The organism is Vogesella margarita (assembly GCF_028548475.1).
In the GTDB taxonomy this organism is placed as follows: domain Bacteria; phylum Pseudomonadota; class Gammaproteobacteria; order Burkholderiales; family Chromobacteriaceae; genus Vogesella; species Vogesella margarita.
This window is the reverse complement of the sequence record NZ_JAQQLE010000012.1, coordinates 136,740-151,342: the sequence shown is the minus strand read 5'-3', so window position 1 is coordinate 151,342 and position 14,603 is coordinate 136,740. Positions and strand designations below refer to the sequence as shown.

At 62.7% G+C, this 14,603-nt stretch carries 10 protein-coding genes; 2 read left to right on the top strand and 8 right to left on the bottom strand.

The window, feature by feature from the left end:
• Window positions 1-239: 239 nt before the first annotated feature.
• The 6 genes from PQU96_RS13450 to rluD all read right to left on the bottom strand — a co-directional run bounded on the left by PQU96_RS13450 (window position 240) and on the right by rluD (window position 8,366).
• Complete coding sequence (locus PQU96_RS13450) at window positions 240-1,169, bottom strand: integrase core domain-containing protein (protein WP_272772914.1); 930 nt, start codon at window positions 1,167-1,169, stop codon at window positions 240-242.
• A gap of 71 nt (window positions 1,170-1,240) precedes the next feature.
• Window positions 1,241-2,311: a ribonucleotide-diphosphate reductase subunit beta gene (locus tag PQU96_RS13445; protein WP_272772913.1), complete on the bottom strand. Its 1,071-nt coding sequence runs from the start codon at window positions 2,309-2,311 to the stop codon at window positions 1,241-1,243.
• A gap of 101 nt (window positions 2,312-2,412) precedes the next feature.
• A complete protein-coding gene (locus PQU96_RS13440; RefSeq protein WP_272772912.1) occupies window positions 2,413-2,994 on the bottom strand; it encodes a hypothetical protein in 582 nt (193 codons plus the stop codon).
• A gap of 169 nt (window positions 2,995-3,163) precedes the next feature.
• Window positions 3,164-6,022 carry a ribonucleoside-diphosphate reductase subunit alpha gene (locus PQU96_RS13435; protein WP_272772911.1) on the bottom strand — a complete coding sequence of 953 codons (2,859 nt, stop codon included), beginning with the start codon at window positions 6,020-6,022 and terminating at the stop codon, window positions 3,164-3,166.
• Between the two features lie 471 nt (window positions 6,023-6,493).
• Window positions 6,494-7,273 (bottom strand): peptidoglycan editing factor PgeF, encoded by a 780-nt coding sequence (gene pgeF, locus PQU96_RS13430; RefSeq protein ID WP_272772910.1) that lies wholly within the window; start codon window positions 7,271-7,273, stop codon window positions 6,494-6,496.
• Window positions 7,248-8,366, bottom strand: coding sequence for a 23S rRNA pseudouridine(1911/1915/1917) synthase RluD (gene rluD / locus PQU96_RS13425; protein ID WP_272772909.1), 1,119 nt, complete (start codon window positions 8,364-8,366; stop codon window positions 7,248-7,250). Before rluD ends, pgeF begins: the two co-directional genes overlap by 26 nt.
• Window positions 8,367-8,511: 145 nt before the next feature.
• Between rluD and PQU96_RS13420 the strand changes: the two genes are divergently transcribed.
• On the top strand, window positions 8,512-9,303 hold the full coding sequence (locus tag PQU96_RS13420) for an outer membrane protein assembly factor BamD (protein WP_272772908.1): 792 nt from the start codon (window positions 8,512-8,514) through the stop codon (window positions 9,301-9,303).
• A gap of 71 nt (window positions 9,304-9,374) precedes the next feature.
• Here the strand turns inward: PQU96_RS13420 and PQU96_RS13415 are convergent, their stop codons facing one another.
• Entirely contained in the window at window positions 9,375-9,713 is a 339-nt protein-coding gene (locus PQU96_RS13415; RefSeq protein WP_189373474.1) for a P-II family nitrogen regulator, read from the bottom strand.
• A gap of 149 nt (window positions 9,714-9,862) precedes the next feature.
• Between PQU96_RS13415 and purL the strand changes: the two genes are divergently transcribed.
• A complete protein-coding gene (gene purL, locus PQU96_RS13410) occupies window positions 9,863-13,744 on the top strand; it encodes a phosphoribosylformylglycinamidine synthase (RefSeq protein ID WP_272772907.1) in 3,882 nt (1,293 codons plus the stop codon).
• Window positions 13,745-13,877: 133 nt separating this feature from the next.
• Here purL and PQU96_RS13405 read toward each other — a convergent pair whose 3' ends face one another.
• Window positions 13,878-14,567, bottom strand: coding sequence for a Bax inhibitor-1/YccA family protein (locus PQU96_RS13405; RefSeq protein WP_272772906.1), 690 nt, complete (start codon window positions 14,565-14,567; stop codon window positions 13,878-13,880).
• Window positions 14,568-14,603: the final 36 nt, after the last annotated feature.

Below are 14,603 nucleotides of genomic sequence, written 5' to 3'. Positions count from 1 at the left end.
AGCTTTCCCTAGGGGCACGCAGCCCCCTAGAGTATCGGGAAAGTCTTGGTTTGGCAGCATAAACAAGTCCAAGATTTTGTCCGCACCCCCACCTGGTCACTTTTGCACGCTGTTTTACAAGCGATGGACTCGCGGTCTGTTCATCAGCAACAGCAGCTTCACTCCGGATGGATTAGCCGCCTTTGGCAAGGGCAATTGATCTGCCCCCGCCAGCCATACCAGCGATAAGGAGATAAGTCCTAGGTTTGCATGGTAGTGGTACTGCTTGATAGCTCGGTTGTCCGCTGCTGACGATAGCGTGCTGCAAACACCGCTGGTGGTATCCGACCAGTCGAGGCATGGGGGTGCACCTGGCTGTAGGCATCTCGCCAGACCGCAATGATCCGTCTCGCCTCTGCCAAAGTATCGAACTCATGCTCGTCAGGCACTTGTCGCGAAATCTGGCGTTGAAACTTTCGACGTAGCCGTTCTTCATCGGCCGGCCCGACTGAGTCAGAATGTGCTGGATGCCTTGCATCCGTGCCCAATCCAAAGACCCGACTGGTGAACTCTGGCCCATCGTCTGTTCTGACCGCCAATGGATAGCCACGAAATTGCGAGACCTGATCTAGCATTTGCGTGACGTATTGGTCAGACAACAAGAAATCTACCCCAATCTGCACCGCCTCGTGGCAGAAGTCATCGGGTACCGTCAGACATTTCAAGCGCCGGCCGCTGGCCAACTGGTCGCTGACGAAAGCCATGCCCCACACTTCGTCCAACTGCGTAGCCGCCTGCAGTGGTGTCCACATGCAAATCTGCTTGCGCGGATGATTGCGTCGCCGAACGGCCAGCCCCTGTTCGCGGTACAAACGATAACCCCGCTTTTGATTGATGGCTGGAAATTCGGCGCGCAGCAGTTCATGCACCTGGCGGTAGCCAAAGTGGCGGCGCGTCTGCGCGATCTCGACGATGCGTGTCGTCAGCTGACACGTCAACGCATCCGCCTGCGGCGGATGCCGCCAGGCATCTCGGGAGAGCCCCACAAACCGGCAGGCGCAGCGTTCGGATGGCGCCAGTCCGCTGGTCTGCATGACGCTGATGGCCTGCTGTTTGGTCTGCGTGCCATCCATGCAAAGAGAAAGGCCCTGCAATGCAGGGCCTTTCCATTGAGCAAAGCAAGATTTCATGCTTTGGCTATCGGAAATTTCAAACTTTGGCTACAAAATTTCAACCTTTCCGATTTCTGACATTTGCTCAGTCAATCCCAGCTCAACGCCCCGCCAGTCTGATATTCAGTAACTCTCGTCTCGAAGAAGTTCTTCTCTTTCTTCAGATCGATCATCTCGCTCATCCACGGGAACGGGTTGTTCACGCCGGGGAAGAGCTGCTCCAGGCCGATCTGCTGCATGCGGCGGTTGGCGATGAAGCGCAGGTATTCCTTGAACATGCTGGCGTTCAGGCCCAGCACGCCGCGTGGCATGGTGTCTTCGGCGTAGGCGTATTCCAGCTCCACCGCATGGCGGAACAGCTCGGTGATCTCGGCCTTGAATTCTTCGGTCCACACTTCCGGCTGTTCCAGCTTGATGGTGTTGATCAGGTCGATGCCGAAGTTGCAGTGCATGGACTCGTCGCGCAGGATGTACTGGTACTGCTCGGCGGCGCCGGTCATCTTGTTCTGGCGGCCCAGCGCGAGGATCTGCACGAAGCCGACGTAGAAGAACAGGCCTTCCATGATGCAGGCGAACACGATCAGCGATTTGAGCAGGGTCTGGTCGGTTTCCAAGGTGCCGGTCTTGAATTCCGGGTTGCACAGTACGTTGATGAACGGGATCAGGAACTCGTCCTTGTCACGGATGGATTTGATCTCGTTGTAGGCGTTGAACACTTCGCCTTCGTCCAGGCCCAGGCTTTCCACGATGTACTGGTAAGCGTGGGTGTGGATGGCTTCGTCGAAGGCCTGGCGCAGCAGGAACTGGCGGCATTCCGGGCTGGTGATCTGGCGGTAGGTGCCGAGCACGATGTTGTTGGCGGCCAGCGAATCGGCAGTGACGAAGAAGCCGAGGTTGCGCTTGACGATGCGCATTTCGTCTTCGGTCAGCTGGCCGGTTTTCCACTGTTCGATGTCACGCTGCATGTTCACTTCTTGCGGCATCCAGTGGTTGGCGCACTGGGCCAGGTACTTTTCCCATGCCCATTTGTGCTTGAACGGTACCAGCTGGTTGACGTCGGTGGTGCCGTTGATCACGCGCTTGTCGGCGGCACTGATGCGCTTCGGGCTGTGGGTGTTGCTCGGGGTGGCGGTCGGGATCGGATCGTCAAAGCTCAGCATGGAGGCTCCAGTTATTTTTTAGGTGTTTACGTTTTGCTTGCGGCCAACCTTGGGTTGGCCGCCTGTTTTTCAGGTGGCAGCGCGCGGCTGCCGCCGGTGATTCAGTTGCTGCGTCCGACCTTGCCGCTGAACGGCTGCAGGCGGATGGCGCTCAGGTCGTTGACCTTCCACACGCGGCGCATGTGGCCGAAGTCGCGTTTTTGCTCGTCGCCGAATTCCACGTCCGGCCGGTAGTCCAGGTTGAAGCGCAGCTGGCCGAGATAAACGGTTTCGCCGGCGCGCACTTCAAACGGCTTGTCGAGGCGAAAGCTGGCGTAGCCCTTGTAGTTGAATACGAGGTCGTCGCCCGGATCGTCGTTCCAGCGCGCGTAGCCGGTTTGCAGCTGGTAGCGGCCCGGCGGCAGCGCCAGCAGTTGCAACCTGCCGTCTACCGGTGTCATGCCTTCTTCGCCAAACACGGTATCGGTGCCGAAGTTGGCGTACACCATGCCGTAGCGCTCGTTATCCAGCCCGCGCCAGCTCAGGTTGGCCGCAGCGTAGCCGGGGTTGTAGGTGCGCACGGTCATGGAAAACACGGCGTAGCCCAGGCCCGCGGGCGGCGTCAGCGATCCGTGCAGGGTGTCGGCCATGGTGGTGCAGCCGGCCAGCAGGGCGGCGGCACACAGGGTCGGTAAGTGGCGCATAATGCTCTCCTTGACGACTTGTTCCTGCTGCTTGGACTAAGTGACAGCCTGCCGGGTTCGGCTCATTCCTCAGCCGCCTCGCGGGAAGCGGCTGAGGGATGAAGGTTGGCCGCATGCGGCCAACCTTGGGCGGGACGCGGCCTTGCGGCCGTGTCCACGCGGGGACGACTTACTGGCAGCTCTCGCAGTCAGGGTTGTCGATGGAGCAGAACTTGGCGTCGGTGGCCGGGGTGTTGTCCACTTCGGCTGCAGCAGCAACCGGAGCCGATGCCACGGCGTTCAGCTCGCCGCCACGACCGGTGGATTTCTCTGCCGAGCTGGCGCCCAGGGTACGCAGGTAGTAGGTGGTTTTCAGGCCACGAACCCAGGCGTACTTGTACAGCTCGTCCAGCTTCTTGCCCGATGCGCCGGCCAGGTACAGGTTCAGCGATTGCGCCTGGTCGATCCATTTCTGGCGACGGGCGGCGGCGTCCACTAGCCATTTCGGGTCCATTTCGAACGCGGTGGCGTAGATGGCTTTCAGCTCGGCCGGTACGCGGTCGATGCGGCCCAGGCTGCCGTCGAAGTATTTCAGGTCGGCGACCATCACTTCGTCCCACAGGCCCAGTTTCTTCAGGTCGCGCACCAGGTATTCGTTGGTGACGGTGAATTCGCCGGACAGGTTGGATTTCACGAACAGGTTCTGGTAGGTCGGCTCGATCGAGGCGGACACGCCGATGATGTTGGCGATGGTCGCGGTCGGGGCGATGGCCAGGCAGTTGCTGTTACGCATGCCGTGTTCGGCGATGCGCTTGCGCAGCACGCTCCAGTCCATGCGCTCGCTGCGGTCCACTTCCAGGTAGCCGCCGCGCTCGGCCGCCAGCAGGTTGATGCTGTCGTGCGGCAGGATGCCGCGATCCCACAGGCTGCCCTTGTACGACGGGTAGCGGCCACGCTCTTCGGCCAGCTCGGTGGAGGCGAGGTAGGCGTAGTAGGCGACGGCTTCCATCGACACGTCGGCGAATTCCACGGCCGCGTCGGAGGCGTAGGCGATGCGCATCTGGTGCAGGCAGTCCTGGAAGCCCATGATGCCCATGCCGACCGGACGGTGCTTCAGGTTGGAGTTGCGCGCCTTCTTCACCGGGTAGAAGTTGATGTCGATCACGTTGTCCAGCATGCGCAGTGCCACGCGCACGGTGCGGGCCAGCTTCTCGGTGTCCAGTTCCAGCTTGCCGCCGACGTCCTTCATGTGGCGCGACAGGTTGACCGAGCCCAGGTTGCAGACGGCGATTTCGTCGTCGTTGGTGTTCAGGGTGATCTCGGTGCACAGGTTGGAGCTGTGGACCACGCCCATGTGCTGCTGCGGGCTGCGGATGTTGCACGGGTCTTTGAACGTCACCCACGGGTGGCCGGTTTCGAACAGCATGGTCAGCATCTTGCGCCACAGGCTCAGTGCCGGGATCTGCTTGAATACCTTCAGCTCGCCGCGACGGCCTTTTTCTTCGTAGGCGGTGTAGGCCTTTTCGAAGGCCTGGCCGTACAGGTCGTGCAGGTCAGGGGCTTCGGACGGCGACAGCAGCGTCCAGTCGCCGCCTTCCATCACGCGCTTCATGAACAGGTCCGGAATCCAGTTGGCGGTGTTCATGTCGTGGGTGCGGCGGCGGTCGTCACCGGTGTTCTTGCGCAGTTCGAGGAATTCCTCGATGTCGGCGTGCCAGGTTTCCAGGTAGGCGCACACGGCGCCCTTGCGCTTGCCGCCCTGGTTGACCGCCACGGCGGTGTCGTTCACCACTTTCAGGAACGGCACTACGCCCTGCGATTTGCCGTTGGTGCCCTTGATGTGGCTGCCCATGGCGCGCACTGGCGTCCAGTCGTTGCCCAGGCCACCAGCGAACTTGGACAGCAGCGCGTTTTCCTTGATGCCTTCGTAGATGCCGTCCAGGTCATCGGCGATGGTGGTCAGGTAGCAGCTGGACAGCTGGCTGCGACGGGTACCGGCGTTGAACAGGGTCGGGGTCGACGACATGAAGTCGAAGGTCGACAGCACGTTGTAGAACTCGATGGCACGCTCTTCGCGGTTCACTTCGTTCAGTGCCAGGCCCATGGCGACGCGCATGTAGAACGCCTGCGGCATTTCGATGCGGGTGCCGTCGATGTGCAGGAAGTAGCGGTCGTACAGGGTCTGCAGGCCGAGGTAGCCGAACTGCAGGTCGCGTTCCGGCTTCAGTGCGGCGCCGAGCTTTTTCAGGTCGAATTCGCCCAGCTTCTCGTCCAGCAGTTCTGCCGCGATACCTTTCTTGATGAAGGTCGGGAAGTACAGCGGGTAGTGGCTGCCCATTTCTTCCTGGGCGATGGCTTCGCCCAGGATCTCCAGGCGGATGTTGCCCAGCAGCAGGCGGGCGGTCACGTAGTCGTAGGCCGGGTCCTGCTCGATCAGCGCGCGGGCGGCGAGAATGGCGGACTTGTTGACTTCTTCTTCCGGCACGCCGTCGTAGATGTTCTTCAGCGTCTCGGACAGGATGGCGTCCACGTCGGTGGCGGCCAGGCCCTGGCAGGCGGATTCGATGGCGGTGCGCAGGCGGGCCACGTCCAGCGGCTGCTTGCGGCCGTCCTTGCGGATCACGTTGATCTGGATCTGGTGCAGCGCTTCGCCACGGGCGGCGCGCTCCTGGGCGCGCTGTTCGCGGTACAGCACGTAGGCGCGGGCGACGTCGTGTTCGCCGGAGCGCATCAGCGACAGTTCAACCTGGTCCTGGATGTCTTCGATATGGATGGCGCCGCCTTCCGGCTTGCGGCGCATCAGCGCGCTGACCACGCCCTCGGTCAGCTGCGCGACCTTGTCGCGGATGCTGGCGGAGTTGGCACCCTGGGCGCCCATTACCGCGAGGAAGGTCTTGGTCATGGCGATGGAGATCTTGACCGGCTCGAACGCGACCACGGCGCCGTTGCGGCGGATGGTCTTGTACTGGCTGTAGTCGTCCTGGGGAGCGGCGGCGCGGCCCAGTTCGGCAGCCATTTGCCCGTCAAAAGTAGTGGTTTGCATTGTCATGTTTCCCTCGTGGTGGGGTGGGGTTGTTCGGATGACCCTGCGGCCTGCCTTGCAACAGCGGACGGCCCCGGGTTGGCCGGGTGGGTGGCCCGCGTTGCTCGGGTTTGTCACGGCTGTGGACAACTCTGTTGAAAAGCTGTGTGCGAGCTGTGTACAAACACAAGATGTACTGTCGTGACGCGAGAAAGACGCAAATTCTAGTGGTTAAGGCGGTGCGGAACAAGTCTTGACAGGCGGCGGAAATGTGCAAACCCGCGCCGTTGCTGGCTTTGCGGCAGGAGAAATGTTTTTGGGATTGTGCGACGCTTGTGGCGGCGCTAACGAGAGTCCCAGTAATGACAAGGGTTTGCCGTGTCCGCGCCGCCTGTCATCTCATTGCAACATCATAATGATGTGGCATGAATGCGACGTTTTGCCCAGTAAAAAGGGCAGCCGTAGCTGCCCGTTGACCACAATATCTGGTGTTGCCGCTTACGGCTTGATCCAGATGAGGCTGGCCATGCGGCCGGTGACGCCGTCGCGGCGGTAGGAGAAGTAGCGCTCGCGGTCGATCACCGTGCACTCGTCGCCACCGTAAACTTCGCTGATGCCGATGGCCGCCAGCCGTTGCCGTGCCAGCAGGTAGATGTCGGCCAGGTATTTGTCGTCGCCGATCGGGTCGAAGGCCTGCACCGCGTGCACGTCGTGCGCGAGGAAGGCGTCGCGCACCTCGGCACCGACCTCGAACGCGTCCGGGCCGATGGCCGGGCCGAGCCAGGCGACAAGGTTGGCCGCAGGCTCGTTCATGGCGCTGACGGTGGCTTCGATGACGCCGTTCAGTAGCCCGCGCCAGCCGGCGTGGGCGGCGCCGACCACGGTGCCGGCACGATCGGCCAGCAGTACCGGCAGGCAGTCGGCAGTCATGATGCAGCACACCGCACCGGGGGTGCGGCTGAAGCTGGCGTCGGCCTGCGGTGGCTGGCCAGGCGTGACGCTGGCGGCATCGACCACGGTAATGCCGTGCACCTGCTGCAGCCAGGCCGGTTCCGCCGGCAGCCGTTCGCGCACGCGGGCGCGGTTGGCGGCAACGTTGGCCGCATCGTCGCCGACATGGTCGCCCAGGTTCAGGCTGGCATAGGGTGGCGGGCTGACGCCGCCGTCACGCGTGGTGATCAGCGTGCCGACCTTGCCGGCCAGCGGCCAGCCGGCCTCGCGCCACGACAGGTCGACCGGCTCGGCGGGGGTGTCAGCGGATGTAATGGGTTTCCACATCGTAGTCGTCCTCGTCCCAGTCATCGTCGTCGTCCTCCATCGCTGCGCCGAGCGGTGTCTGCGCCTTGGCCTTGTTTAGCTTTATCTCGCGCTCGTCGCGCAGGATCGCCAGCAGTGCCTTCATGTCGTCCGGTAGCGGCGCGCTCCAGCTGTGGGTGGCGCCGGTCACCGGGTGCACCAGCGACAGCTTGTAGGCGTGCAGCGCCTGGCGGCCGAGATTGCGCACCGCTTCGTCGACGGCTTCGCTGCCGTGGTGGCGGGCGTTGCCGTACAGCGGATCGCCGGCCAGCGGATGCTTGGCTTCCTTCATGTGCACGCGGATCTGGTGGGTGCGGCCGGTTTCCAGCTTGCATTCCACGTAGCTGAAGTCGTCGTAGCGTTCCAGCACGCGCAGGTGGGTGATCGCCGGCTTGCCGCCGAAGCGTACCACGGCCATGCGCAGGCGGTTGTGCGGGTCGCGGCCGATCAGGGTTTCGATCTTGCCGTCGTAGGGCACCACGCCGGTGGCGACCGCGCGGTAGATGCGCTTCACGGTGCGCGCCTGCAGCTGGCGCACGAGGTCGGTCTGTGCCTGCAGCGTCTTGGCGACCACCATCAGGCCGGAGGTGTCCTTGTCGAGGCGGTGCACGATGCCGGCGCGCGGAATGTGCGCGAGCTCCGGATGGCGGAACAGCAGGCCGTTGAGCAGGGTGCCGCTCCAGTTGCCGACCGCCGGATGCACCACCATGCCGGCCGGCTTGTTGACCACCAGCAGGTGCTCGTCTTCAAAAATGACCGGGAAGGGCACGTCTTCCGGCACGTAGGACAGCGCTTCCGGTGCGGCAACCACTTCCACGCGCACGATCTCGCCGCCCAGCAGCTTGGTCTTGCCGGGAACAATTTTGCCGTCGACGCTGACCTTGTCGTCCTTGATCCATTGGGTCATGCGGCTGCGCGAGTAGTCCGGCAGCATCTTGGCCAGCGCGGCGTCCAGGCGTTCGCCGGACAGCTCGTAAGGCACGGTAAACTGTTTGGCCTCGCCGCCGGTTTCCGCTTCGCTATCCAGGGTGTCGTCGTCCAGTAGCTCGTCGGGATTGGTGTCGTGTTCGTTCATGTCTTTGCTGGCGTGAGGTAAATCGGGTGATTTTAAAGGAGTCGGGCGGGATTGTCCCGCTGCTGTTTGCGCGGAGCCCGAAACGGCGGGGGTGCGCAAAATGCTGTTTTGGTTATAATCGACGGCAGTCAAACAAGGACACCTCATGAAAAATAGTTTTGTAGCCTTGCTGGCCGTCGTGTTGATGGCAGGTTGCGCCACGGTGGATACCAAGGATGAAACCCGTGGCTGGACAGTAGAACGCATCTACGCCACTGCGCGCGAAGAGCTGGATGGCGGCAACTACCAGCGTTCGCTGAAACTGTATGAAACCTTGCAGGCGCGCTTCCCGTACGGGCGTTACGCGCAGCAGGCGCTGATGGACGAAGCCTATACCCATTACAAGGATGCGGAGCCGGAGCTGGCGATTGCCTCGGCCAACCGTTTCATCCGCCTGTACCCGTCGCACCCGAACCTGGACTACATGTACTACCTGAAGGGCCTGGTGTACTTCAACGAGGACACCTCGTGGATGTCGCGCCTGTCCGGCCAGGACATGAGCGAGCGTGATCCGAAAGCGGCGCGCGAATCGTACCAGGCCTTCCAGGAACTGGTGGCACGCTTCCCGCAGAGCCAGTACAGCGTCGATGCCACCGAGAAGATGGTGCGTCTGATCAACGCGCTGGGCGCCAGCGAGGTGCACGTCGCCCGCTACTACATGAAGCGTGGCGCCTGGCTTGCCGCGATCAACCGCGCGCAGACGGTGGTGAAGGAGTACGCCAACACCGGTCACAATGAAGAAGCGCTGGCCATCATCGTGGTGGCCTACGAGCAGCTGGGCATGAAGGATATGGCGGCCGATGCCCGTCGTGTGCTGCTGCTGAACTTCCCGCAGAGCAGCTATCTGCAGACGCCGTGGCAAGTGCGCGAGCAGTCATGGTGGAAGTTCTGGGGCTGATGCCCTTGCGGCCAACCCTGGCAGAAAAAAACGGCACCCTCGGGTGCCGTTTTCATTGCTGCATCAGCGGCTTATACCGCGTCTTCGTTGGTCTCGCCGGTGCGGATGCGGACCACCTGTTCCACGGCGGTGACGAAGATCTTGCCGTCGCCGATCTTGCCGGTGCGGGCGGTGCTGACGATGGATTCAATGGCGCGATCGACCAGATCGTCGGCGATGACGACCTCGATCTTGACCTTGGGCAGGAAGTCGACCACGTACTCGGCACCGCGATACAGTTCGGTGTGTCCCTTCTGGCGGCCGAAGCCCTTGACCTCGGTCACCGTCAGGCCGTTGATGCCGATTTCGGACAGCGCTTCACGCACTTCGTCCAGCTTGAACGGCTTGATGATCGCTTCGACTTTCTTCATTGAAGTAACTCCTTGAATTTTTGCGGGTAAGCGCGTGCGAACGGCGCCTGCTGTCAGACAAAATACGAATTCTGGCCTTATATAGACAGGGGGTTTCGTGTATTATGACGCGCTTCCCTGATCCTTGTCTTCATTGTTGCGGGTATCCAATGTCGCACGTTCTCAAGCTGCGGGGCGGTGTCGCCCTGTCCCAGTTCCGACTCGATAAACTTCTTGCTGCTGCTCGCGAAGCAGGTCTACCCGATCTGACTATTGCGGCAGAGTACTGGCACTTTACCGAAAGTGAAGCGCCACTAAGCGAGGCGCAAGTCGCCGTGCTGGAAAAATTGCTGACCTACGGCGAACCGCCGCTGGCGCAGCAGCCTACCGGCGATCTTTTCCTGGTTACGCCGCGTCTTGGCACGCTGTCGCCGTGGGCTTCCAAGGCGACCGATATCGCCCGCCACTGTGGTCTGGAGCAGGTATTGCGCATCGAGCGCGGCATCGCCTTCCACATTACCGCCGCTGCGCCATTGAGCGATGAGGCCCGCCAAACCCTGGCCGGTCTCCTGCATGACCGCATGACCGAAACCGTGCTGCCGTCGCTGGACGACGCCGACCGCCTGTTCGTGCACATCGAACCGCAGCCGCTGTCCACCGTCGACATCCTCGGCGGCGGCAAGGCAGCGCTGGATGCGGCCAACCTCGACATGGGTCTGGCGCTGTCGCCGGATGAGGTCGATTATCTGGTCGAAAACTTCATCAAGCTGGAGCGCAACCCGACCGACGTCGAGCTGATGATGTTCGCGCAGGCCAACTCCGAGCACTGCCGTCACAAGATCTTCAATGCACAGTTCATCGTTGACGGCGTGGAGCAGGGCAAGTCGCTGTTCCGCATGATCCGCGACACTCACGACGCGCATCCAGAAGGCACCCGCGTGGCCTACAAGGACAATGCCTCGGTAATCGACGGCGCCACCATCGAGCGCTTCTATCCGCAGCCGGACAGCAATACCTACGCCTACAGCGAAGAGCCAACCCACATACTGATGAAGGTGGAAACGCACAACCACCCGACCGCGATCTCGCCGTTCCCTGGCGCGTCCACCGGTAACGGCGGCGAAATCCGTGACGAAGGCGCCACCGGCCGCGGTTCGCGTCCGAAGGCCGGCCTGTCCGGTTTCACCGTCTCCAACCTGAACATCCCGGGCTTCCAGCAGCCGTGGGAAGACGCCAGCTACGGCAAGCCGGGCCGCATCGCCTCGGCACTCGACATCATGATCGAAGGCCCGATCGGCGGCGCCGCGTTCAACAACGAATTCGGCCGTCCGAACCTGGCCGGCTACTTCCGTACCTTTGAAGAAAACTTCCAGGGCGAGCGTCGCGGCTACCACAAGCCGATCATGATCGCCGGCGGCCTGGGCAACATCCAGGAACAGCAGATCTTCAAGAACGAGATTCCGGAAGGCGCGCTGCTGATCCAGCTGGGCGGCCCGAGCCTGCTGATCGGTCTCGGTGGCGGCGCGGCATCCTCGATGGATACCGGTGCCAACAGCGAAAACCTGGACTTCGATTCGGTACAGCGTGGCAACCCGGAAATCGAACGCCGTTGCCAGGAAGTGATCGACCGCTGCTGGCAGCGCGGTGCGGCCAACCCTATCGTGTCGATTCACGACGTGGGTGCCGGCGGCCTGTCCAATGCCTTCCCCGAGCTGGTGAACGACGCCGGCCGTGGCGCCATTTTCCATCTGCGCAAGGTGCATCTGGAAGAAAAGGGCATGACCCCGATGCAGATCTGGTCCAACGAGTCGCAAGAGCGCTACGTGATGGCCGTGATGCCGGCCGATCTGGAGCTGTTCGCCGCCATCTGCGAGCGCGAGCGTTGCCCGTTCGCGGTGCTGGGCGTGGCCACCGACGACGGCCACCTGCAGGTGCGCGACGACTACTTCGACAACAACCCGGTCGACATGCCGCTGGAAGTGCTGCTCGGCAAGCCGCCGCGCATGACCCGCGACGTGACCACCCGTGTGGTGGTGACCGACGCCCTCGACGCCGCGCAATACGACACCAAGGAGTCGGCGTACCGCGTGCTGCGTAACCCGACCGTGGCCGACAAGTCCTTCCTGATCACCATTGGCGATCGTACCGTGGGCGGCATGACCGCGCGTGACCAGATGGTCGGCCCGTGGCAGGTGCCTGTGGCCGACGTGGCCGTGACCGCGATGGGCTTCAACACCACCCAGGGCGAGGCGATGGCGATGGGCGAGCGCACGCCTGCGGCACTGTTCTCCGCACCGGCCGCCGGCCGCATGTCGGTGGGCGAGTCGCTGCTGAACCTGGCTGCGGCCAACGTGGGCGAACTGGGCAACGTCAAGCTGTCCGCCAACTGGATGGCCGCTGCCGGCCATCCGGGCGAGGACGCCAACCTGTACGCCACCGTGAAAGCGGTATCCGACATCTGTATCGACATCGACGTCAGCATTCCGGTGGGCAAGGATTCGCTGTCGATGAAGACGGTATGGGAAGACCAGGGCGAGAAGAAGTCGGTGACCGCGCCGCTGTCGCTGATCATCTCCGCGTTTGCCCCGGTGGCCGACGTGCGCAAGACCGTGACCCCGCAGCTGCAGGCGACCGACAGCGCGCTGCTGCTGCTGGATCTGGGCGCCGGCCGCAACCGTCTTGGCGGTTCGATCTTCGGCCAGGTGTGGAACGACATGAACGGCCAGACGCCGGACGTGGATCAGGCCGCCAAGCTGGCCGCTGCCTTCCATACCATCCAGTCGCTGGTGCAGGACGAATTGCTGCTGGCCTACCACGACCGCTCCGACGGCGGCCTGTTCGTCACGCTGGCGGAAATGTGCTTCGCCGGTCACCTCGGTGCGCAGGTCGAGCTGTCGGTGCTGACCGACGACAATGCGGCCAACGTCAACGCGGTGCTGTTCAACGAAGAACTGGGCGCGGTGATGCAGGTTGCCGTCGACCAGATCGACGAAGTGCTGGCGCGCTTTGCCGCCGCCGGCCTGGGCGCCGAAACCAGCGTGATCGGCGTGCCGACCGACGACAATACCCTGACCCTGCTGCATGGTGAGCAGGTGGTGCTGGCCGAATCGCGCGTGGCACTGCAGCAGGCCTGGTCCGAGACCAGCTACCGTCTGCAGCGTCTGCGTGACAACCCGGCCGGTGCCGACAGCGAGTACGCGCAGATCGCCGATACCGAATCGCGCGGCCTGTTCGCCGAGCTGACCTTCGACACCCGCGACAATCCGGCGGCACCGTTCATCGCTACCGGCGCGCGTCCGCGCATCGCCATCCTGCGCGAGCAGGGCGTCAACGGCCAGATCGAGATGGGCGCGGCGTTTACCCGCGCCGGTTTCGAGGCGGTCGACGTGCACATGTCCGACGTGATCGCCGGTCGTATCCAGCTGGCCGACTTCAAGGGTCTGGCGGCCTGCGGCGGCTTCAGCTACGGCGACGTGCTGGGCGCGGGCGAAGGCTGGGCGAAGAGCATCCTGTTCAACGCGCAGGCGCGCGAGCAGTTCGAGGCCTTCTTCGGTCGCGGCGACACCTTCGCACTGGGCGTGTGCAACGGCTGCCAGATGATGTCCAACCTGTCGGATATCATCCCGGGCGCGCAGCACTGGCCAAAACTGAAGCGCAATGCTTCCGAGCAGTTCGAGGCGCGCTTCGCGATGGTCGAAGTTACCGAATCGCCGTCCATCTTCCTGCAGGACATGATCGGCTCCAAGCTGCCGGTGGTGGTGTCGCACGGCGAAGGCCGCGCGGTGTTCGCCCCGGGCGCGCAGGAGCAGGTGCTGACCGCACTGCGCTACGTGGACTTCAACGGCCAGCCGACCGAGGTCTACCCGATGAACCCGAACGGCTCGCCAGCCGGCATTACCGGTGTCACCACGCCTGACGGTCGCTTCACCATCATGATGCCGCACCCGGAGCGCGTGTTCCGCACGCTGCAGAACAGCTGGCATCCGGCGGAGTGGGACGAAAACGGCGCCTGGTTCCGCATGTTCGCCAGCGCCCGCCGCTGGATCGGCTAAGCGGTTCTCCGCGATGCAGACAAAACACCCCGCCTCGGCGGGGTGTTTTTTATGGTGCCAACGGTTGACGCAAGGTTGGCCGCAATGAAAAACGCCGGCCATGTGGCCGGCGTTGTTGTTGGCGGGAGCGGGTTTAGTCGCGGTCGCCAGCGAAAGCCATCAGCAGGTGCAGCAGGCTGGTGAACAGGTTGTAGATGCTGATGTAGATGCCCAGTGCTGCCGAGATATAGCTGGTCTCGCCACCATCAACGATGGTTTTGACTTGCCACAGGATCATCAGCGAGCTGAACAGCGCGAAGGCGGCGGAAATCACCAGCGACATCAGCGGCAGTTGCAGGAAGATGTTGGCAACCACGGCCACCATCAGAACGATGGCGCCGACCATCAGGAACTTGCCCATGCCGCTCAGGTCGCGCTTGGTGGTGGTGGCAATGCCGGCCATCACGGCGAAAACCAGCGTGGTTGCGCCGCCGGCCACCATGATCAGCTGCGAGCCGTTCGCGAGCTTGAACGCGGCTTGCAGCAAGGGACCGAGCAGCACGCCCATCAGGAGCGTGAACAGCAGCATCAGCGGCACGCCCAGAGCGTTGTTGCGGTTGGCTTCAATGGCGAAGGTCAGGCCGTAGAAGACCGCCATGATGGCGAGCATGCCCATGATCGGGCTGCCAGCCATGAAGGCGAAGCTCATGTTGGCGCCAACTGCCGCGCCGATGACGGTTGGGATCATCGACAGGCCGAGCAGGGCGTAAGTATTGCGCAGCACCTTGTGACGGCTGCCACTCAGTGCAGTACTTTGATAGGTGGTGTGCATATTGGGTTGCATGGCGAAGAGACTCCTTGCTGTTGTTGTTTGGGTAAT